The 18,406-nt window shown below is 72.1% G+C and carries 18 protein-coding genes and 1 tRNA gene; 10 read left to right on the forward strand and 9 right to left on the reverse strand.

Features of this window, described 5'->3' with window-relative positions; all coding sequences use genetic code 11:
* Window positions 1-852: 852 nt before the first annotated feature.
* The 3 genes from ABTU92_RS22685 to ABTU92_RS22695 form a co-directional block, all read right to left on the reverse strand.
* Complete coding sequence (locus tag ABTU92_RS22685; RefSeq protein ID WP_408093893.1) at window positions 853-1,137, reverse strand: hypothetical protein; 285 nt, start codon at window positions 1,135-1,137, stop codon at window positions 853-855.
* 77 nt (window positions 1,138-1,214) lie between these two features.
* The gene (locus tag ABTU92_RS22690; protein ID WP_408093894.1) at window positions 1,215-2,645 is read right to left on the reverse strand and encodes a DUF1254 domain-containing protein; all 1,431 of its coding nucleotides are present in this window, start codon (window positions 2,643-2,645) and stop codon (window positions 1,215-1,217) included.
* Window positions 2,646-2,971: 326 nt separating this feature from the next.
* Window positions 2,972-3,056, reverse strand: a tRNA-Leu gene (locus ABTU92_RS22695).
* Window positions 3,057-3,415: 359 nt separating this feature from the next.
* Between ABTU92_RS22695 and ABTU92_RS22700 the strand changes: the two genes are divergently transcribed.
* Both ABTU92_RS22700 and ABTU92_RS22705 read left to right on the forward strand, forming a co-directional pair.
* Entirely contained in the window at window positions 3,416-4,399 is a 984-nt protein-coding gene (locus ABTU92_RS22700; protein WP_408093895.1) for a complex I NDUFA9 subunit family protein, read from the forward strand.
* Window positions 4,400-4,454: 55 nt separating this feature from the next.
* The gene (locus ABTU92_RS22705) at window positions 4,455-5,594 is read left to right on the forward strand and encodes an L-lactate dehydrogenase (protein WP_408093896.1); all 1,140 of its coding nucleotides are present in this window, start codon (window positions 4,455-4,457) and stop codon (window positions 5,592-5,594) included.
* Window positions 5,595-5,840: 246 nt separating this feature from the next.
* On the opposite strand, the gene ABTU92_RS22710 is transcribed toward ABTU92_RS22705, so the two are convergent.
* On the reverse strand, window positions 5,841-6,338 hold the full coding sequence (locus tag ABTU92_RS22710; RefSeq protein ID WP_408093897.1) for a GNAT family N-acetyltransferase: 498 nt from the start codon (window positions 6,336-6,338) through the stop codon (window positions 5,841-5,843).
* Between the two features lie 159 nt (window positions 6,339-6,497).
* On the opposite strand from ABTU92_RS22710, the gene ABTU92_RS22715 reads away from it, so the two are divergent.
* Genes ABTU92_RS22715 through ABTU92_RS22725 form a run of 3 tightly spaced genes read left to right on the forward strand, consistent with a single transcriptional unit; the run spans window position 6,498 to window position 7,671 of the window.
* Window positions 6,498-6,893 (forward strand): hypothetical protein, encoded by a 396-nt coding sequence (locus ABTU92_RS22715; protein WP_408093898.1) that lies wholly within the window; start codon window positions 6,498-6,500, stop codon window positions 6,891-6,893.
* A 59-nt stretch (window positions 6,894-6,952) separates the two neighbouring features.
* Window positions 6,953-7,252 (forward strand): type II toxin-antitoxin system Phd/YefM family antitoxin, encoded by a 300-nt coding sequence (locus tag ABTU92_RS22720; protein WP_408093899.1) that lies wholly within the window; start codon window positions 6,953-6,955, stop codon window positions 7,250-7,252.
* Window positions 7,249-7,671: a type II toxin-antitoxin system VapC family toxin gene (locus ABTU92_RS22725; RefSeq protein WP_408093900.1), complete on the forward strand. Its 423-nt coding sequence runs from the start codon at window positions 7,249-7,251 to the stop codon at window positions 7,669-7,671. Before ABTU92_RS22720 ends, ABTU92_RS22725 begins: the two co-directional genes overlap by 4 nt.
* A gap of 177 nt (window positions 7,672-7,848) precedes the next feature.
* Here ABTU92_RS22725 and ABTU92_RS22730 read toward each other — a convergent pair whose 3' ends face one another.
* The 3 genes from ABTU92_RS22730 to tsaD form a co-directional block, all read right to left on the reverse strand.
* Window positions 7,849-8,271 (reverse strand): EVE domain-containing protein, encoded by a 423-nt coding sequence (locus ABTU92_RS22730; protein WP_408093901.1) that lies wholly within the window; start codon window positions 8,269-8,271, stop codon window positions 7,849-7,851.
* Between the two features lie 140 nt (window positions 8,272-8,411).
* Window positions 8,412-9,404, reverse strand: coding sequence for an NAD(P)H-dependent glycerol-3-phosphate dehydrogenase (locus tag ABTU92_RS22735; protein ID WP_408093902.1), 993 nt, complete (start codon window positions 9,402-9,404; stop codon window positions 8,412-8,414).
* Between the two features lie 7 nt (window positions 9,405-9,411).
* Window positions 9,412-10,530: a tRNA (adenosine(37)-N6)-threonylcarbamoyltransferase complex transferase subunit TsaD gene (gene tsaD / locus ABTU92_RS22740; RefSeq protein ID WP_408093903.1), complete on the reverse strand. Its 1,119-nt coding sequence runs from the start codon at window positions 10,528-10,530 to the stop codon at window positions 9,412-9,414.
* Window positions 10,531-10,705: 175 nt separating this feature from the next.
* On the opposite strand from tsaD, the gene hemC reads away from it, so the two are divergent.
* From hemC to ABTU92_RS22765, 5 genes are all read left to right on the forward strand, one after another.
* Window positions 10,706-11,644 carry a hydroxymethylbilane synthase gene (gene hemC, locus ABTU92_RS22745; protein ID WP_408093904.1) on the forward strand — a complete coding sequence of 313 codons (939 nt, stop codon included), beginning with the start codon at window positions 10,706-10,708 and terminating at the stop codon, window positions 11,642-11,644.
* Between the two features lie 16 nt (window positions 11,645-11,660).
* Window positions 11,661-12,356, forward strand: a complete 696-nt coding sequence (locus tag ABTU92_RS22750) for a uroporphyrinogen-III synthase (protein ID WP_408093905.1) — start codon at window positions 11,661-11,663, stop codon at window positions 12,354-12,356.
* Between the two features lie 111 nt (window positions 12,357-12,467).
* The gene (locus tag ABTU92_RS22755; protein WP_408093906.1) at window positions 12,468-13,991 is read left to right on the forward strand and encodes a hypothetical protein; all 1,524 of its coding nucleotides are present in this window, start codon (window positions 12,468-12,470) and stop codon (window positions 13,989-13,991) included.
* A gap of 10 nt (window positions 13,992-14,001) precedes the next feature.
* Entirely contained in the window at window positions 14,002-15,948 is a 1,947-nt protein-coding gene (locus ABTU92_RS22760; RefSeq protein ID WP_408093907.1) for a heme biosynthesis protein HemY, read from the forward strand.
* 10 nt (window positions 15,949-15,958) lie between these two features.
* On the forward strand, window positions 15,959-17,356 hold the full coding sequence (locus ABTU92_RS22765; protein WP_408093908.1) for a hypothetical protein: 1,398 nt from the start codon (window positions 15,959-15,961) through the stop codon (window positions 17,354-17,356).
* Here ABTU92_RS22765 and ABTU92_RS22770 read toward each other — a convergent pair.
* Together ABTU92_RS22770 and ABTU92_RS22775 are read right to left on the reverse strand one after the other, a co-directional pair.
* On the reverse strand, window positions 17,307-17,720 hold the full coding sequence (locus ABTU92_RS22770) for a DUF2304 family protein (RefSeq protein ID WP_408093909.1): 414 nt from the start codon (window positions 17,718-17,720) through the stop codon (window positions 17,307-17,309). The genes ABTU92_RS22765 and ABTU92_RS22770 overlap by 50 nt on opposite strands.
* On the reverse strand, window positions 17,717-18,403 hold the full coding sequence (locus ABTU92_RS22775) for a glycosyltransferase family 2 protein (RefSeq protein WP_408093910.1): 687 nt from the start codon (window positions 18,401-18,403) through the stop codon (window positions 17,717-17,719). The genes ABTU92_RS22770 and ABTU92_RS22775 overlap by 4 nt, the downstream gene beginning before the upstream one ends.
* Between the last annotated feature and the right edge of the window lie 3 nt (window positions 18,404-18,406).

The raw sequence follows: 18,406 nt of genomic DNA on the forward strand, positions 1-18,406 counted from the left end.
ATCGGATTCCGCTCTAGCGCAGCAGGCTAGTCGTCCCTGCGATGGCCACTACGTACTCCCGGGGGATTATTCCATATGCGCGGGATCGGACTTATGATGCTAAAATGTCGCAGCATCGTTCATGGTCGGCGGCACGGCTCATCCTGCTTGTTCTCGACAGTCGATCGAGAGGGCCCGAAGCTGACGAGCTGATCTCCGCAGGAGAGTATTACTTCGGCAGGAAAAACTTGTATTTTCGGGCACTCGTGGCGCGATCTCGAAAGCTCGCCGTCTACAGGGCCGTTCTGTCGCAGTCGATGTCCGTCCGGGCCGCTGTTGCGCTCGCTGCTGTCATGTCTCGGGATCAATACATGTGGTTGATCACACGAGGGGCGCGTCGGAACCGTCCCTCCGGCCGTTCGGACCCTTCTGTGCGGCTCGCCTCCGTCGCCGATCCCAGAACCGATCCCAGAACCGATTCCGCCGAACGCCAGGCCCCCCCGAAGTGTCCGCGGCCATCCGGCAGCAGCGTCGAGGTGTAACGATCTGCATTAGAACATTCGTCTCAGACGTGATAGGTGAAGGTATTACGTAGATTCGAAGATTGACTCGATTCCATGCACTTAAGAAAATGGCATGTCGAGTCGGCCCCACGGAGTTGCGGTCGGAGCGGATCATCGTCGCGGCAATGCTGAGATTGTTTCAGGTTTGCGGCCGATGTTGATCCGTCTCGCGGGCAATACCGTGGGGCTTTGACTTTCATCTGTGAACGGCGGTGCGCGGCGCGACGATGCGCCGTCGGTGGCGGCCGGCCTGCATTGCCCCTCCGCAACGTCCCGGCCGCTGGTGCGAGCGGCGGCGCCAGCCCCCTCGCTACGCCGACTGCCGCTGCACGACCTCGAAACCGACCTCGACGATACGCTCCGGCACGGTCTCGGCGCGGCCGCGCGCCACGATCATCTCGCCGGCGAGGCGGCCGATGGCGGCGCCGTCGACGTTCACGGTGGTGAGCGACGGCACCGGGGGCCGGAGCCGCTGTTCGGGGAGCGCCGCGAGATCCGCGACGGCCGCATGCCGGTGCCGACCCGGCCCGGCCTCACGCTCGGCGACCAGGCGCGCGCCTGGACCCGCCTGGACCCGCGAGAGCGTCGCCATCACGGCGTGAGGCTCTTCACCCGTCGCGCGCGCCGCCGGGGGACCGGTGGCGCGCGGGCGAGCTCTTCAATGGCTCCTGATCAGCTCGCCTTTGTCACGGCCGGGATGACCCACGAGCCGTCGAGGATCGACGGGGCGTTCTCGTCCGGCCAGTAGAGCCGGAGCATCAGGTAGAACTTGCCCTTCGGCGCCGGCAGCCAGTTCGCCTCCTTGTCGGCGCCCGGGCTCTCGTTCTGGACGTAGATCACCAGCGATCCGTCAGGCTCGAGCTTGGGGTTGGTCCGCATGCTCATCGCGTAGCGGTTGATCGGATTCGCGACGAAGAAGTACTTGTCGTCGTACATGGTCAGCGACCAGAAGCCCTTGACCGGCGGCAGCTCGCCCTTGGCGAAGCGCAGGACGTATCTGCTCGAACCCTCGTAGGCCTTGCCGTGCGCGTCCTTGAGCGAGGTCGGGTAGACGGCGTCCTGCGGCCGGTTGGCGCCGAGCCCGATCGCCGTGATCAGGGCGCGCTGCAGATAGTCGGTGCCGTAGGTGCCGGTCTTCAGCGTGAAGCCCCAGCCGTTGATCTCGGAGACGTCGCCGCCGCTGAACTTGAAATGCAGCATGATGCGGTCGAACGACAGTTCCGGCAGTCGCTTGTCCCAGCGATGGTCGACGGCCTTCGGATCGAAGGGCTGGCCGGCCACGAGGCCGATCTGGCGGAAGCGCTCCATCGCGGGTGCGTCCTTGGCGGACGGCGGATTGCGCTTCATCAGGTCGGCGAGCAGTGTGAAATACGCCACCGCGGTCATGCCGTTCACCTGGTCGCGGACCGGCGTCTTCATGTCGATCGCCGGATCGACCTTGGCGGCCGGCGGTTCCCAGGCCTTACCGCGCGCCGACAGCGGATAGAGCCTGAACTGATCCTGCAGCGCATGCACGGCGGCGTAATCCTCCGGCGTGCCGGAGCAGTAGATGCGGCCGAGCATCCAGACCAGGCTGGTCGGCGACTTCAGCTGCGTGAGTCCGGCCGGGACCTGTCCGGACCAGCTCGGGCCGGTGATCAGAAAGGCCTGCGCCTGCGTGCCGGTGGTGCGGGTGCCCGGCACCGCGAACACGTCGGTCCAGCCGCTGAGGAACGGCAGCAGGAAGTAGCGCCCCTTCATGTCGGGCACCTCGACCACCCACGGCTCGTCGCCGACGTCGAGCCAGGCCGTGGTGTAGAGCGTGTCGGCGTTCGGCGCCGTGACGTCCCGGAAGCTCGCGTCCGGGTATTGCCGCATCTTGAGGAGCCGCCCCATCGGGGCGCGCGATCCCTCCGGCGTCGCCACGTTGGTCATCACCCGCCGCGTCATCTCCATGGTCACGAGCGGGTAGCCGAACACATAGGCGTCCGAGGCGATCTTGAAGTCCTCGGCATCGTAGATCAGGTCGCGCAACGGCCCGTCGAAGGACTGGGCCGGGGCGCCGAACGCGCTCGCGGCGAGAAGGGAGAGTCCGCCCAGCATCGTGTCTCTGCGGGAAACCATGGAGCACCTCGTCGGCCAGCTGAGAGCATCGGTCCACCTCCGAGAGCCCTAAGATCCGCCGCGCGCCGAGAGTATGCAGAACTGGACAGCCCCGGCCCGGATGACGCGCATGTGATCGCGCGGGACTGCGGGGGTTGCGGAGGGGGGGGAACTGGGGGTGGTTGGGCAGGCGGCCTCCGCACGCGATGCAGCATCCGGAGTTGGGTCGAACCAAGCCGTCCAGCGTCTACGCGGTCGCCAGAATCATGCGCCGCCGATCGGCAGGCCACCGGCCGACGGAGGGACCGTTCAGGGATTTCGCGATTTCGGACGCTCGGGGGGCCGCTTGGTGCCCAGGAGAGGACTCGAACCTCCACGGCTTGCACCACTGGTACCTGAAACCAGCGCGTCTACCAATTCCGCCACCTGGGCCCAAGGGCGCTCACATAAGGGAGCGGGTTCCGTCTTGTCAACGGCGCCGTGACGGAAATCGGCGCGGCGGCCGCAGGGGCGGCATGCGGTGCGCAGGCGGGCCGGCGCGGAGGCGATGGGATGGCCGCGGCCGCCGCCCAAACGGTCATGGACCGAATCGCTGTGGTGCTCCCCGCGCTCGGCGCGCCTCCAGGGCAAGGGGGCCGGAGCGACGTTCGAGCTCGGCCATGGTCGGGGTCGCGGCGGCGCAAAAGGGCTCCCCTGGACGGCCGGCCCGCCATCCCGTATGACGCCGGGAGCCCTCCGCGGCCGGCGCCGGCACGCGAATCGGGGCGAAAATCTCGGGAGATCCGGCCGCCATGGCGATGTCCAGCTCGACCCCCGGCTCAGACAGCCTCGTCACCATCTTCGGCGGCTCCGGCTTCCTCGGCCGGCACGTGGTGCGGGCGCTGGCGCCCGACCTCGCCCGCCTGCGCATCGCGGTGCGCCGCCCCGATCTCGCCGGCCACCTGCAGCCGCTCGGCCGTGTCGGCCAGATCCACGCCGTGCAGGCGAATCTGCGCAACGCCGAATCGGTCGACGCGGCGGTGCGCGACGCCGACGTGGTGATCAACCTGGTCGGGGTCCTGTTCGAGCACGGCAAGCAGTCGTTCGAGGCCGTGCATGTGGAGGGGGCGGCGAACGTCGCGCGCGCCGCCGCGGCGCAGGGCGCGCGGCTCATCCATGTCTCGGCGATCGGCGCCGATCCCGACTCGTCCGCCCTCTATGCCCGCACCAAGGGCCAGGCCGAGGCGGCCGTTCTGGCCGCCGTACCGGATGCGATCATCCTGCGCCCCTCGGTGATCTTCGGGCCGGACGACGCCTTCTTCAACAAGTTCGCGGCGATGGCCCGCATCGCGCCGGCCCTGCCGCTGATCGGCGGCGGCCGCACCAAGTTCCAGCCCGTGTATGGCGGCGACGTCGCCGAGGCCGTGCACAAGGCGGTCGCCGGTGCGGTGGCGCCCGGCGTCTACGAGATCGGCGGACCCGACGTCGCGACCTTCAAGGAGCTGATGCGGCTGGTGCTCGACATCACCCAGCGCAAGCGCCTGCTGCTGCCGGTGCCGTTCTGGGCCGCCAAGATGCTGGGCAGCGTGCTGCAGATCCTGCCCACCCCGCCGCTGACGCCCGACCAGGTCGAGCTTCTGAAGACCGACAACGTCGTCTCCGAGGCGGCGATCCGCGACAACCGCACGTTGACCGGGCTCGGCATCGAGCCGCACACCATGGCGGCCGTGGTTCCGTCCTATCTGTGGCGCTACCGCAAGTCCGGCCAGTTCACGGGCCGCCGCAGCCTCGCCTGATCCGGCCCGCCGGCCGCGCCCCACCCCCTGCGCAGCCCCGACCGGAGTGCCCGCATTGCCCCCGATCACCTGCGTCGCCGATCTGCGCACGCTCGCGCGTCGGCGAATTCCCCGCGCGCTGTTCGGCTATGTCGACAGTGGCTCCTACGACGAGACCACGATGCGGGCGAACGCGGCCGAGCTCGCCCGCATCCGCTTCCGCCAGCGCGTGCTGGTCGACACCTCGGGCCGCTCGATGGCGACGACGCTGGTCGGCCAGAAGGCCGCCATGCCGGTCGCCATCGCGCCGACCGGGCTCACCGGCCTGATCCGCGGCAACGGCGAGATTCTGGGCGCCCGCGCGGCCGAGGCGGCCGGCATCCCGTTCTGCCTGTCGACCATGTCGATCGCCACCATCGAGGACGTGCGGGCGGCGACCACGGCGCCGTTCTGGTTCCAGCTCTACGTGCTGCGCGACCGCGATTTTTCCCGCGCCATGATCGAGCGGGCGCGGGCCGCCGCGTGCCCGGTGCTGGTCGTGACGGTCGATCTGCCGACGCGAGGGCAGCGCCATGCGGATCTGAAGAACGGCCTCACGGTGCCGCCGCGCCTCACCTGGCGCAACGCCTTCGATCTCGCCACCAAGCCCGCCTGGGGACTCGGCGTGCTGCGCGGCAAGCGCATGACCTTCGGCAACATCGAGGCCTATCTGAAGGACAAGGTCGGCCTGATGGGCGCCGGCGAGTGGTCGTCGAATCACTTCGACCAGACGCTCGACTGGGACGACATGGCGTGGATCCGCGACCTGTGGCCGGGCAAGCTGGTGCTCAAGGGCATCCTCGACCCGGCCGACGCCGCGCAGGCGGTGCGGATCGGCGCCGACGCGATCGTGGTGTCGAACCACGGCGGCCGCCAGCTCGACGGTGCGCCCGCCACCATCACGGCGCTGCCCGAGATCGTCCGTGCCGTCGGCGAGCGGATCGAGATCCTCTTCGACGGCGGGGTGCGCTCCGGCCAGGACGTGATGCGGGCGCTGGCGCTCGGCGCCCGCGGCTGCCTGATCGGCCGCGCCTGGCTGTACGGGCTCGCGGCGCAGGGCGAAGCCGGCGTCGCCGCGGTGCTGGATCTGTTCCGCCGCGAGCTCGACATCACCATGATGCTCACCGGCACCAAGGATCTCTCCTGCGTGAGCCGGGAGATTCTTTACGCGCCGTAGGCGACGACCCCGTAGGGTGGGCGCGGCACCCTCGTGTCCCGGGCGCGGCGCAAAGCGCCGCGAACCAAAACCCAGGGGCGATCGGGCGAGGTCGTTGCCGAACGGCTCGTCGTGCGGCTCCCGGGCCCCGGCCCTGCGGCGCATCAGGCCTTCGGCCTGCCGCGCCTTGTCCCGGGCACGAGACCGAAAACCGGACGAGGCGTTTCGTCGATCAGGTCCGCGACATCGACGCGAGGCGCGCCCGCCCTACAAGACGCGCCGCATGAAGCGGGCCGCCTCCCCGTAGCTCGCCAGCTTCTCGGCGAGCGCCGGGTCGTCGACGACGGCAAAGCCCTGCCGTCCCCAGAAGCCCGACGAGCCGCCGACCGCGACCAGCGACATCGTCGCGAATCCGCGCGTCCGGGCGTGCGCGGCGAGCCGCGCCACGATCGCGGTGCCGGCGCCGCCGCCGCGCGCGGCGGGCAGGAGCGCGAGGTCGTGCAGGTACCAGGTCCCGGGCCGCTCCGGGAGCGTGCCGAGCAGCGTGTCGAGCGCCGGGGCCGAGTCGGCGTGCCAGGGGTGGCTGACGAGATAGCCGGCGAGGCCGCGCGCGGCCGCCGGCTCGGTCGCGGCGGGGTCGGCGAGCACGAAGCAGCCGTCCGGCGCGAGCCGCAGGCGCTCGGCGAACACCGAACGGTCCTCCGGGTAATCGGGATGCACCACGGCGGCGGCGGCCAGCACGGCGGCGAGGTCGGCCGTGACCATGGGGCGCCATCCGGCGGCGGGCGGTAGGAGCTGATCAGGCATAAGAAACGTGATGGCTGGTGGCTGGTACGGCACTGCGCGATAGTGCCGTTCGTAATCTACCGCTGCGCGGCGTTTCGCCACTGGCGATCCGTCGCGCCCAGACCGACATGGTCCGCCATGAGCGATTTCCGATCCGACGATCCCCGCCCCGGCCGGCCCGAGCAGCCCCGCGCGGAGCAGCCCCGCGCCGAGCCCGAGATCATCCCGCCCGGCGCGCCCGATCCGGTCCGCCCCGGCGGCGCGCGCGCGTCCGACTCCGAGCCCGAAGGCTTCCCGGGCGCCGTCTTCATCACGGTCGACGAGCAGGGGCGCACCCGCTACACCAAGATCGAGCCGCCCGGCCCCTTCGCGGTCGCCATCGGCATGCTGGTGCTGGGCGGCATCGTCGCCGCGATCCTCCTGGTGGCGCTCGGCCTGGTGCTGTTCTGGGTGCCCGTGATCGTCATCGCGGTCGCCCTGGTGCTGTTCTCCAGCTACCTGAAAGCCGCCTGGCAGCGCCTGACCGGGCGGTGAGGCTCGCGCCGCGGCGGCGCGGCCTTGTCGCTGCAACCCGCCCGCGGTAGCGTCTTGCCATGACGGGTGCAGGCTCCCCTCGTTCAGGCTCCGGACGGACCCCGGTCGGGCAGTGGCGACTCGAGGATGCGCAGGCGCATTTCGGCGAGGTCGTCCGGCGCGTCCGCACCGAAGGGCCGCAGCTCGTCACCGCCGGCGGACGCGGCGACGTGGTGGTCGTCGCCGCCGAGGAGTTTCGACGGCTCGCCGGCGGCGCCACCGGCGCGGCCCTGGTCGCCGCCCTGCAGGCCTCGCCCCACAAGGATATCGAGATCGAGCCGGAACGGTCCCGCCTGACCATCCGCGGAGCCGAGCCGTGACGGGCTGGCTGCTCGACACGAACATCCTGTCCGAGCTGCGCCGCCCGAAGCCGAACATGAAGGTCGTCGATTTCATCGCGACCAAGCCGCTCGACTCGCTGCATGTGAGCGTCGTGACGCTGGCCGAGCTGCGCTTCGGCATCGCGCTCGTCGCCGACACCGGCCGGCGGACCGCGCTGGCCGACTGGCTCGCCGCAACGGAGCGCCCGATGTTCGAGACCCGCGTGCTCGCCGTGACCGAGGACGTGATGCTCGAATGGCGGATTCTCGTCGAGGCCGGTCGCAAGGCGGGCCACACCTATTCGCAGCCCGATCTGATCATCGCCGCCACGGCGCTGGTTCACGGCCTCACCGTGGTGACGCGCGACACCGACGATTTCAGCCGCGCCGAGGTCCCGGTCGTCGATCCGTGGAGGTGATGCCAGCTTTCATATCCCGAGACTCGTCATGCCCGCGCTCGTCGCGGGCATCCACGACCTTGCGGCGTCTCGTGACCAAGAGCGTGGATGGCCGGGACAAGCCCGGCCATGACGAAGGTCGGGAGTTGCGACGGCCCAAGACGGCAGAAGAGCGTCGCGAGGTGCGGTGCGGCGCCGTCACCCCTTCACGCCGCCCATCTTGCAGATCGTCTTCCATTCGGCCGCCGTCACCGGCTGGACCGAGAGGCGCGACTGCTTGAGCAGCGCCATGTCGGCGAGGCTCTTCTCCGCCTTGATGTCGGCGAGCGTCACCGGGGTCTTCAGCGGGGCGACGGCCTTGAGGTCGACGACGACCCACGGGCTGCCCGGCTCGGCGGTCGGGTCCGGATAGTGCTCGCGCAGAATCTCGGCGATGCCGACGATCCGCTTCTCGTCGACCGAGTGGTAGAAGAACGCCCGGTCGCCCGTCTTCATCTTCATCAGGTTGAGCTTGGCCGTGTGGTTGCGCACCCCGGTCCACGGCTCGCCCTCGTCGCCGCGCTTCACCTGGTCGTCCCACGACCAGGTCGAGGGCTCGGACTTCACCAGCCAGTAGGGCATCGAAACGTTCTCCGTCTCTTCGGGTCATTCCGGGGCGAGTGCCGAAGGCGCTCGAACCCGGAATCCAGCCGCGATCGCGGAGCCTGTCGCTGGATTCCGGGTTCGCGCTTTCAGCGCGCCCCGGAATGACGGGGTCGTCATCAATGCTCGGCCCGGAACGGCCGGGTCGTCAGCGCCGCGATCGCCTGGTCGACGCCGAGGCGGCCGTCGAGAACGGCGGCGACGGCGGCGGCGATCGGCATGTCGACGTCGCGCTCGCCCGCCATCTCGACCAGCACGGGCGCCGTGAAGGCGCCCTCGGCGAGCAGGCCGCTCTGGCGTGCCTCGCCGGGTGACAGTCCTTCGCCGATCGCGATGCCGAGCGAGAAGTTTCGCGACTGGTGGCTCGAGCAGGTGAGGATCAGGTCGCCGAGGCCGGACAGGCCCGTGAGGGTCTCGGGGCGCGCCCCGTAGGCGCGGCCGAAGCGCATCAGCTCGGCGAAGCCGCGCGTGGTCAGCGCCGCCGCCGCGCTGGCGCCGAGCCTTCGGCCGCGCACGATGCCGACCGCGATGGCGAGCACGTTCTTGGCGGCGCCGCCGATCTCGACCCCGCGCAGGTCGGTGGCGTGATAGGGCCGGAAGGTCGGCGTGCCGAGGGCGTGCGCGAGCGCCACCGCGACGGCGTCGTCGGCGGCCGCCAGCGTCACGGCGGTCGGGAGCCCGCGGGCGACGTCGGCCGCGAAGCTCGGGCCGGACAGGATCGCCGGCGTCGCGCCCGGCAGCGCCGCGGCGATCACCTCGGTCATGAAGCGCCGGGTGCCGCGCTCGATCCCCTTTGCGCAAGCGACCACGGGCGTGCCCGGCGCCAGCACCGGGGCGAGCGTCGCGGCGATCGGGCCGTGCGCCTGCGCCGGCACCACCAGCAGCACGGCGTCGGCCCCGGCGACGGCGTCGATCCCGCTCGCCACCGCGATGGTGCGGTCCAGCGCGACGTCGGGCAGATGCGGCGAGGCGCCGGCGCGGCGCACCGCGTCGGCGGCCTGCGCGTCGCGGGCGACCAGCACGACGTCGCGGCCGGCCCGCGCCGCCACATTGGCGAGGGCGGCGCCCCAGGCGCCGGCCCCGATCACGGCGATGCGCTGAAGCGAGGTCACGGTCGGATCACGCGGGCACCGGGTCGCCGGCAAGGTCGAACCCCGACCCTGATCCGGGCCCGAATCCCGGTCGGGGGGGCGGCGCGGTCGGTTTGCGCACGCTGTCGAGCGGCCAGCGCGGTCTCGGGGCGGCGTCGAGCGTGTCGGTGAGGCCGTAGGCGAGCCGCTCGGCCCCGGCCCAGGCGATCATGGCGCCGTTGTCGGTGCACAGCTCCGGCCGCGGCAGCACCAGCACGGTGCCGCCGTCGAGCGCGCTGGCGTTCAGGAGCGCCCGGATCACCTGGTTGGAAGCGACGCCGCCGGCCGCGACCAAAGCCATCGGCTGGCCGAATCGCTCGCGGAACAGCTTCAGCCCGGCGCGCAGCCGGTCGCGCACCATGTCGGCGACGGCGGCCTGGAAGGAGGCGCACAGATCCGCGACGTCCTGGTCGGACAGCGGCGCCTGCCGCTCGGCCTCCAGCCGCACCGCGGTCTTGAGGCCGGACAGCGAGAAGTCGGCGTCGGGGCGGCCGACCATCGGGCGCGGCAGGGCGAATCGCTCGGGATCGCCCTGGCGGGCGACGCGCTCCACGGCCGGGCCGCCCGGATAGTCGAGGCCGAGCGTCTTGGCAGTCTTGTCGAACGCCTCGCCGATCGCGTCGTCGCGCGTCGTGCCGAGCCGGACATAGTCGCCGACGCCGAGCACGGCGACGATCTGGGTGTGCCCGCCGGAGGCGAGGAACAGGCAGTAGGGGAACGGCAGGTCGTTGGTCAGCCGCGCCGTCAGGGCGTGCGCCTCGAGATGGTTGACGGCGATCAGCGGCTTCTCGTGGACGAGGGCGATCGCCTTGGCCGTGGTCAGCCCGACGATCAGGCCGCCGATCAGCCCCGGGCCGGCGGCGGCCGCGACGCCGTCGAGCTCGGCGAAGTGCCGGCCGGACTCGCGCATCGCCTGGGCGATCAGGCCGTCGAGAATCTCGACATGGGCGCGCGCCGCGATCTCCGGCACCACGCCGCCGAAGGCCGCGTGCTCGTCGATCTGCGAGAACACGACATTGGACAGAATCCGGCCGCGCCCGTCGTCGTCGCGCTCGACCACGGCGGCGGCGGTCTCGTCACAGGTCGTCTCCAGCCCGAGAACGATCATGGGTGCAAGATCAAGCGTAAGAGATCATGGGTGAAAGATCATGGGTCGACGATCATGCATACCGGCGACTACGCACGTCGCCTCCGTCCCCTTCCCTTGCGCCGAGGCGGCTCCTATAAGTCCTTCTGCGCAAACCCGCTTCTATTAGGGTCCCGGCGTAGCATTGTGAGGTGTCATGGCGCAATCCTCGTCCCCGCCCTTCGTCCGCATCGGAACCCGGGGCAGCCCTCTCGCTCTCTGGCAGGCCCACGAGACGCAGAAGCGCCTCGCCGCCGCGCACGGCGTGCCGCTCGAGGCCATCGAGATCACGATCATCAAGACGTCGGGCGACATCATCCAGGACCGTCCGCTCGCCGAGGTCGGCGGCAAGGGACTGTTCACCAAGGAGATCGAGCAGGCGCTGTTCGACAATGCGGTCGACCTCGCCGTGCACTCCTCCAAGGACATGGAGACCAACCTGCCGGACGGGCTGGCGCTGGTCGCCTGCCTGCCGCGCGAGGACGTCCGCGACGCCTTCATCTGCAAGAAGGCCGCGACGCTCGCCGCGCTGCCGCCCGGGTCCGTGGTCGGCACCGCGTCACTGCGGCGCGGCGCGATGGTCAAGCGCCTGCGCCCCGACATCGAGGTCGTCTCGATCCGCGGCAATGTCGACACGCGGCTGCGCAAGGTCGAGACCGGCGAGGTCGACGCGACGCTCTTGGCCTATGCGGGGCTGAAGCGCCTCGGGCTCGCCGACAAGGCGACCTCGCTGTTCGACGTCGCCATCTTCCTGCCGGCGGTCGGCCAGGGCGCGGTCGGCATCGAGTGCCGCGAGGCCGACACCCGCACCCGGGACATCCTCGCGAAGATCGACGACGGCATCACCCGCACGGCGCTGACCGCCGAGCGCGCCTTCCTGCGGGCTCTGGACGGCTCGTGCCGCACGCCGATCGCCGGCCACGCGACGGTGGCGGGCGACCGGCTTTCTCTGCGCGGCCTGATCGTGAAGACCGACGGCAGCGTCGCCCACGAAACGTCCCGCGACGGCGTCGTCGCCGACGCCGAGGCGCTCGGTGCCGATGCGGGTCGCGAGCTGAAGGAGCGGGGCGGCCCGGACTTCTTCGCCCACCTCTGACCCGACGGAGGCGCGCGTGCGGCTGCTCGTCACGCGGCCCGATCCGGACGGCGCCCGCACGGCGGCCGCGCTGCGCGCGCGCGGTCACGACGTGCTGGTCGCGCCACTCCTCGGCATCGTTCCGGTCGCCGATCCGGCGATCGGCGACGGCCCGTGGGCGGCCGTCGCCGTCACCAGTGCCAATGCCATCCCGGCCCTCGTGTCGCTTCCGCTCTCCGGCGTGCCGGTGTTCACGGTCGGCGGCAAGACCGCCAAGGCGGTGCGCGCCGCAGGCCTCGCCGACGTGCGCTCCGCCGACGGCGACGTGCAGGCGCTCGCCGAGACGATCGCGGCGGCGCTGCCGGGCGCGACCGATCCGGTGCTTTATCTCGCCGGCGAGGAGCGGGCCGGCGATCTCGAAAGCCTGCTCGCGGGGCACGGCCTGTCGGTGAAGACCGTCGTGGTCTATCGCGCGGTCGCGCAGACGCGGCTGCCCGACGCGGTGCGAGCGGCGCTCGCGGCACGGGAGATCGATGCGGTGCTGCATTACTCGCGTCGCACCGCGGCGGCGTTCCTGGCCGCCTGCAGCGTCGATTCGCTCGACGGAGCGGCGCGTGCCGTGCGGCACTTGTGCCTGTCGGCGCAGGTTGCAGCGGCGCTCTTCGACACGGGCGCGCAGGACGTGCGCGTGGCTGCGCACCCGGACGAGGCGAGCCTGTTCGCGCTTCTTTAGTGATGCGACTCCGGTGCCGGGGACGCCGTTGTTGCCGTCACCAAACCGGCGCAGTATGGCGGTGTGATCCGCATTGGACGACATGGTCCGCAATTGCAGCGGGAGAGGTGGATGGCCGACCCCAAGACACCACCGGCAGACAAGCCCGACAACCAAGGCCCGCCGCCCTCCGAGGGCAACAAGGCGCGCGCCGAGGCCTCGCCGTCGCCTGCCGCGACGACCCCGAATCGCTCCGACAGCTCCGCCCCGGCGTCCGCCGCCGGCAAGCCGGGCGCGCCGACGCCGTCCGCCTCCCAGCCGACCGTGCTTCATGCGCAGCCGAGCAAGCCGGGCGCGCCGCAGCCGACGGTCGTTCCTCCGACGGTCGGGCAGGCGGCGGCGACGCCGCCCAAGCCCGTGCCGGCCGGCCAGCCATCTCCCGGCCAGCCCGCCGGGGCGGCGCCGAAGCCGGCCGCGCCGGCCGTTGCCGATGCCAAGGTCGCCGACACGAAACCCGCCGAGACCAAGGTCGCCGAGACCAAGGCCGGCCCGGATGCAACCCGACCCGCCCCCGGTCGAACCCGAGAGGACACCGCGATGGCGCGGTCGACGCCCGCCCCGACGAACTGGGGCAGCCTGTTCGCTGCCGGGCTGGTCGGCGGGGCCGTGGTGGCCGCCGCCGGCGCCGCCTGGATCACCTTCAACCCGCTGGACGCCGGCGGTGACGGCACCGCCGCGAAGCTCGCTCGGCTCGAGCTGCAGGTCGCCGACCTCGCCCAGCGCCCGGCGCCGACCGCCCAGCTTCCGGCCGACGTCGCCGGCCGGCTCGGCCGCGTCGAGGCCGCCGTCACGGCCGCGGCCCGCCAGGCCAACGGCGATCCGGCGCTCGCCGGCCGTCTCGCCGCCGCCGAAGCCGCCGTCGGCAAGCTCGCCGAGCAGCTCGCCCGCGCCGAGCGGCGCATCGAGGAGACCGCCAAGGCGGGCGCCGGCGTCGCGGCCCCGGCGGCGCCCGGCGTGCAGCCGGCCGAGCTCGACGCCGTCGCGGCGCGGGCCGACGCGGCCGGCACCAAGGCGGCGACGGTCGAGCGCAACCTCACGGCGCTCCAGCAGCAGGTGACGCAGCGGGCCAACGCCCCGGTCGCCGACAAGACGGTGCGGCTCGCGGTGCTGACCTCGTCGCTGCGCAGCCTGGTGGAGCGCGGCGCTCCGTATGCGAGCGAGCTCGCCGCCGCCAAGCAGCTGGTCAGCGACCCGCAGACCTTCGCGCCGCTGGAGCCGTTCGCGGCGACCGGCGTGCCGAGCGCCCTGGTGCTCGGCCGCGAGCTCTCCGAGGTCGCCCCGGCGATGCTCAAGGCCGGCGACCTGCCGGCCGGCGACGACTATCTCGACCGCCTGCAGTCGCAGGCCGAGAAGCTGGTGCGCTGGCGGCCCGTGAAGGACCAGCCGGCGAGCGACCTCGCGGCCCAGATCGGCCGCGCCGAGGCCAAGGCCCGCCAGGCGGATCTCGCCGGCGCGCTCGCCGAGCTCGCCAAGCTGCCGCCGGCCGTGCGCGCGCCGGCCGAGCCGTGGATCAAGAAGGCCGAGGCCCGTCAGGCCGCCGTCGCCGCCGCCCAGCGCGTCTCGTCCGGCGCGCTCTCGGCGCTCGCCACTCCTTGAGGTTCGTCCGATGCTCCGAGTCCTTCTGTTCCTCGCCGCCGTCACGGCCCTCGCCTTCGGTGCGGCGTGGCTCGCCGACCGGCCCGGCGACATCGCGATCACCTGGCTCGGCTACCAGGTCGAGACCTCGGTCATGGTCGGCCTCGCCGCGCTGGTCGCGCTGGTCGTGGCCGTCATCCTGGTGTGGACGATCCTGCGCGCCATCGTGAAGGCGCCGGCCGCTTTCGCGGCGCGCCGTCTCGATAAGCGGGCCCGCAAGGCCTACAAGGCGATCTCGCAAGGCATCGTGGCGATCGGCGCCGGCGACGCGCTCGCCGCGCGGCGCTTCGCCAACGAGGCGCAGCGGCTCGCCCCCAAGGAGCCGCTCGCCCTGCTGCTCGGCGCCCAGGCGGCGCAGATCGGCGGCAACGCGGCCGAGGCGGAGCGCACCTTCCGGGCCATGGCGGCGCGCCAGGACACCAAGCTGCTCGGCCTGCACGGCCTGTTCATCGAGGCGCAGCGCAGCGACAACGCCGCCGCGGCCCGTGCCTTCGCCGAGGATGCGGCGCGCGCCGCCCCGAACCTCGCCTGGGCGGCCGAGGCGGTTCTGCAGTATCGCTGCGCCGCCGGCGACTGGACCGGCGCGCTCGCCGCGCTCGAGCGCAACATGCGCAGCAAGCTGGTCGATCGCGACACCTACAAGCGCCAGCGCGCCGTGCTGCTGACCGGCCGCGCGATGTCCGGCGAGGTCGACGCCGAGATGTCGAAGGCACTGGTGCTCGAGGCGCTCAAGCTGTCGCCCGGCCTGGTGCCGGCGGCCTCGCTCGCCGGCCGCCTGCTCACCGAGAGCGGCCAGACCCGCAAGGCCACCAAGGTGGTCGAGGCGGCGTATGCGATCAATCCGCATCCGGATCTGGTCGAGACCTACGCCAACATCTTCCCCAACGAGTCGAACCGCGACCGGCTCGGCCGCATCCGCACCCTCGCCAAGCTGGCGCCGAACGCCCCGGAGAGCGCCATGGCGGTCGCCCGCGCGGCGATCGACGCGCAGGAGTTCGCCTCCGCCCGGTCGAGCCTCACGCCGATGCTCACCATGCCGACCCAGCGCATGGCGACCCTGATGGCCGAGCTGGAGGAGAAGGAAGGCGGCGACGTCGGCCGCTCGCGCGAATGGATGCGGCGCGCCCTGCAGGCGACCCGCGACCCGACCTGGACGGCCGACGGCCTGGTGTCGGCGAAGTGGATGCCGGCCTCGCCGATCTCGGGCCGCATCGACGCCTTCGAGTGGCGCATCCCGATCGCCGACCTCGCGCCGCAGGGGCCGGTGATCGAGCACGACCAGGGCCGCCCGGGTGGCGCTCCGGCCGCTGCCGTGACGGCCGCCCCGGCGAAGCCCGCCGCGAAAGCCGCCGAGCCCGCGCCGGTCACGCCGGCCGATCGTGCCGCGGCGGCCAAGCCGGTCTCCGAGGTGCCGCCCAAGAAGGCCGAGGAGAAGCCGATCCCGCTGCCGGCGCCCGACCTCGGCAAGGCGGCGCCCGCCAAGAGCGATGCCGCAAAAGGCGATGTCTCCAAGAGCGACGTCGCCAAAGGCGACGGCCCGGTGATCGACAACGTGCCGCCCGTGGTGGAGACGCCGGTGGCGCGCGCGGCCCGCGAGGCGCGCCGCCCGCCGCCCGCCACCACGCGGGTGCCGGAGCCCAAGACCGACGCCAAGAGCGACGCGAAAGCTGACGCCAAGCCGGACGCCAAGTCCGACGGCAAGTCCGACGGCAAGCCGGGCGAGAACGTGATCGTGCTGCCGCAGGCGCCCGACATCCCGCCGCCCGACTACAAGACGGCGGCCGCCAAGGAGGCTCCGGCCAAGGCCGCGGCCGCGAAGGACGCGACCGTCAAGGATCCGGCGGCGAAGGATGCGACCGGCAAGGACGACAAGCCGCCCGAGCCGGCCAAGCCGGAGAAGAAGCTGTTCTTCCGCTGATCCGCCCCGGATGCCGGGACGCTCCGCGGTCCTGCGGATCGGCTTCGCCGTGCTGGTCTTCGCCGTCCTCGCGGCGGCGATCACCAGCCGGCCGGCCAAGCGACTGGTCGATTTCGACCAGATCTTCTACGTCACCATGGCGCACGACCTCGTCCATCACGGGGTCTTCGCCAACGGCATCTTCGACCAGGTCGCCGGCAGCCGCGCGCCGCCGCCGCCCGGCATGTTCTTCGCGCCGTTCTATCCGCTGACGCTCGCCGGCATGATGCGGCTCGACCCGGGCCTCGCCCGGTCGATCGACTGCGCGGTCGCGGCCGACGAGCGCCGGCAGGATCTCGGGGGCTGCCCGATCGATGTCCGGTCGATGCTGCTCCTGCACGCGCTGCTGCTCGCCGCCGCCGCGCTGGCGATCGGCCGCACCGGCGAGATCGCCACCGGCGACGGCCGCGTGTTCTACGGCGCGGCGGCGCTCGCGACCTCGGGCTTCGTCGCCGAGGCCGACTTGCTCTCCTTCCTGATGACCGAGAGCCTGAGCATCGCGACCTTCAGCCTGTACGGCCTCGCCTTGGTGGCGGCGCTGGCGCGCTGGCGGCTCGCCGACTTCCTCGCGCTCGGCCTCGCGCTCGGCCTCGCCTGCCTGACGCGGCCGACCTTCCTGATCCTGGCCCCCGTGACGCTGGTGATGATCGCCGTCACCGGGCGCTGGTTTGCCGGTCCGGAGCGCCGGGCGCTGCTGCGGCCGGGCCTCGCCTTCGCGGCGGCGCTCGCCGTGATGCTGACGCCCTGGCTCGTCCGCAACGCCGTCTCGGTCGGCAAGCTCGGCTTCACCGAGGAGTACGGCAGCGTCGCCCTGATCGAGCGCTTCGCCTTCAACGCGATGACGCCGCGCGAATATGTCTGGGCGTTTCCGGCCTGCGTGCCGGTGGTCGGGCCGCCGCTCGTCGCCGCGCTGGCGGGGCCGGACGCGACGGCGCGCTTCCAGTGGGATGCGCCGGGGAGCTTCTTCGAGACCGGGCGTGCCCGGCGCAACGCGCTGATCGCCGCGCATGGGCGTCTCGATCCGGTCATCGGCGCGATCACGCGCGACGCGATGGCGGACGGCGGCTGGTGGCGCCATCTCGCCGTGTCGGTGCCGCTCGCCTGGTGCGGCCTGTGGGTCGCCGGCCTGTTCGCGTTCGTCGTGCTGCCGATCGCCGCGATCGGGCTCGTGCGCGCGGCGCGCCGCGGCCGGCCGCTGGTGATCGCGTATACGGTGCCGGCGCTGATCCTGGTCGGCGTCCACGGCGTGCTCGCCAACCACTATCCCCGCTACAATCTCGGGCTGATCGGTCCGATGGCCGTGGCGGCGGCGTGGCTGGTCAGCGATGGGCTGGCGCGGCGTCGGCCGTCGCCGTCGCGTCCGGCGTGACCTCGCGGGTCGTTCCGTCCCGGAGCGCCACGTCACGGACGGCCATGTCCCGGATCGCCTCGGTGATCGCGATGGTACGTGCCAGCCGGGTGATCTCGTCCATCTGGGCGCGCAGCTTGAGATGCAGGTTGAGCAGCATCAGCAAGCTGATCACGACCCAGGTGTAGACGACGAGATCGCTGCCGCGGCCGAGTCCGGCGGCGTGGGCGAGCCACGTCGCGTGGTGCGGCATCCAGATCAGATAGAGGCCGGCCGAGGCCGCCGCCATGGCGAGGAAGCCGACCACCGGCGCCTTGCGGTGGGCGCTCCAGGCATAGATCAGCACCGCGCCGAGCAGCAGCGAGAGAAAGACCTGCGCGATCATCGGTGCATCCGGCGGGCGAACAGGTCGACCAGGATGAACACGGCGTCGCTCATCCGCTGGCCCTTGGCGAGCGAGTAGGCGCTGTACTCGATCGTCACCGGTACCTCGACCCAGGGCAGGCCGCTGAGCGCGATCTGGTGGAGGATCTCGGAGGCGTGCGCCATCCGGTTCTGGCGCAGCCCCAGCCGCGCGAGGCCGCGCCGTGTCACGGCGCGCAGGCCGTTGTGCGTGTCGGTGACGGCGAGACCGGTGGTGAGCCGGGTGAACGCCGTGGCGGCGCCGAGCAGCAGCCGGCGCGACACCGGCAGGTCGACGGTGCCGCCGCGGAAGCGGCTGCCGAGCGCATAGTCGGCGCCGTGGCGATCGAGCGCCTCGACGAGCCGGGCGATGTCGCCGGTGCGGTGCTGGCCGTCGGCGTCGAAGGTGACGACCACGTCGGCGTCCCGCGCCAGCGCGAAGTCGAAGCCGGTCTGCAGCGCCGCGCCCTGGCCGAGATTGATCGGGTGGGTGACGACCACGGCGCCGGCCGCGCGGGCGCGGGCGCCGGTGTCGTCGGACGAGCCGTCGTCGACCACGACGGCCCGGTATCCTGCATTGACGACCCCGGCGACGACGCGGCCGATCACGGCCGCCTCGTTGTAGGCGGCGATCACGACGACGATCCGAGAGGCGCATGTCGGCATGGC

Origin of the sequence: Rhodoplanes sp. SY1, assembly GCF_046000175.1 — a bacterium.
GTDB lineage: Bacteria > Pseudomonadota > Alphaproteobacteria > Rhizobiales > Xanthobacteraceae > Rhodoplanes.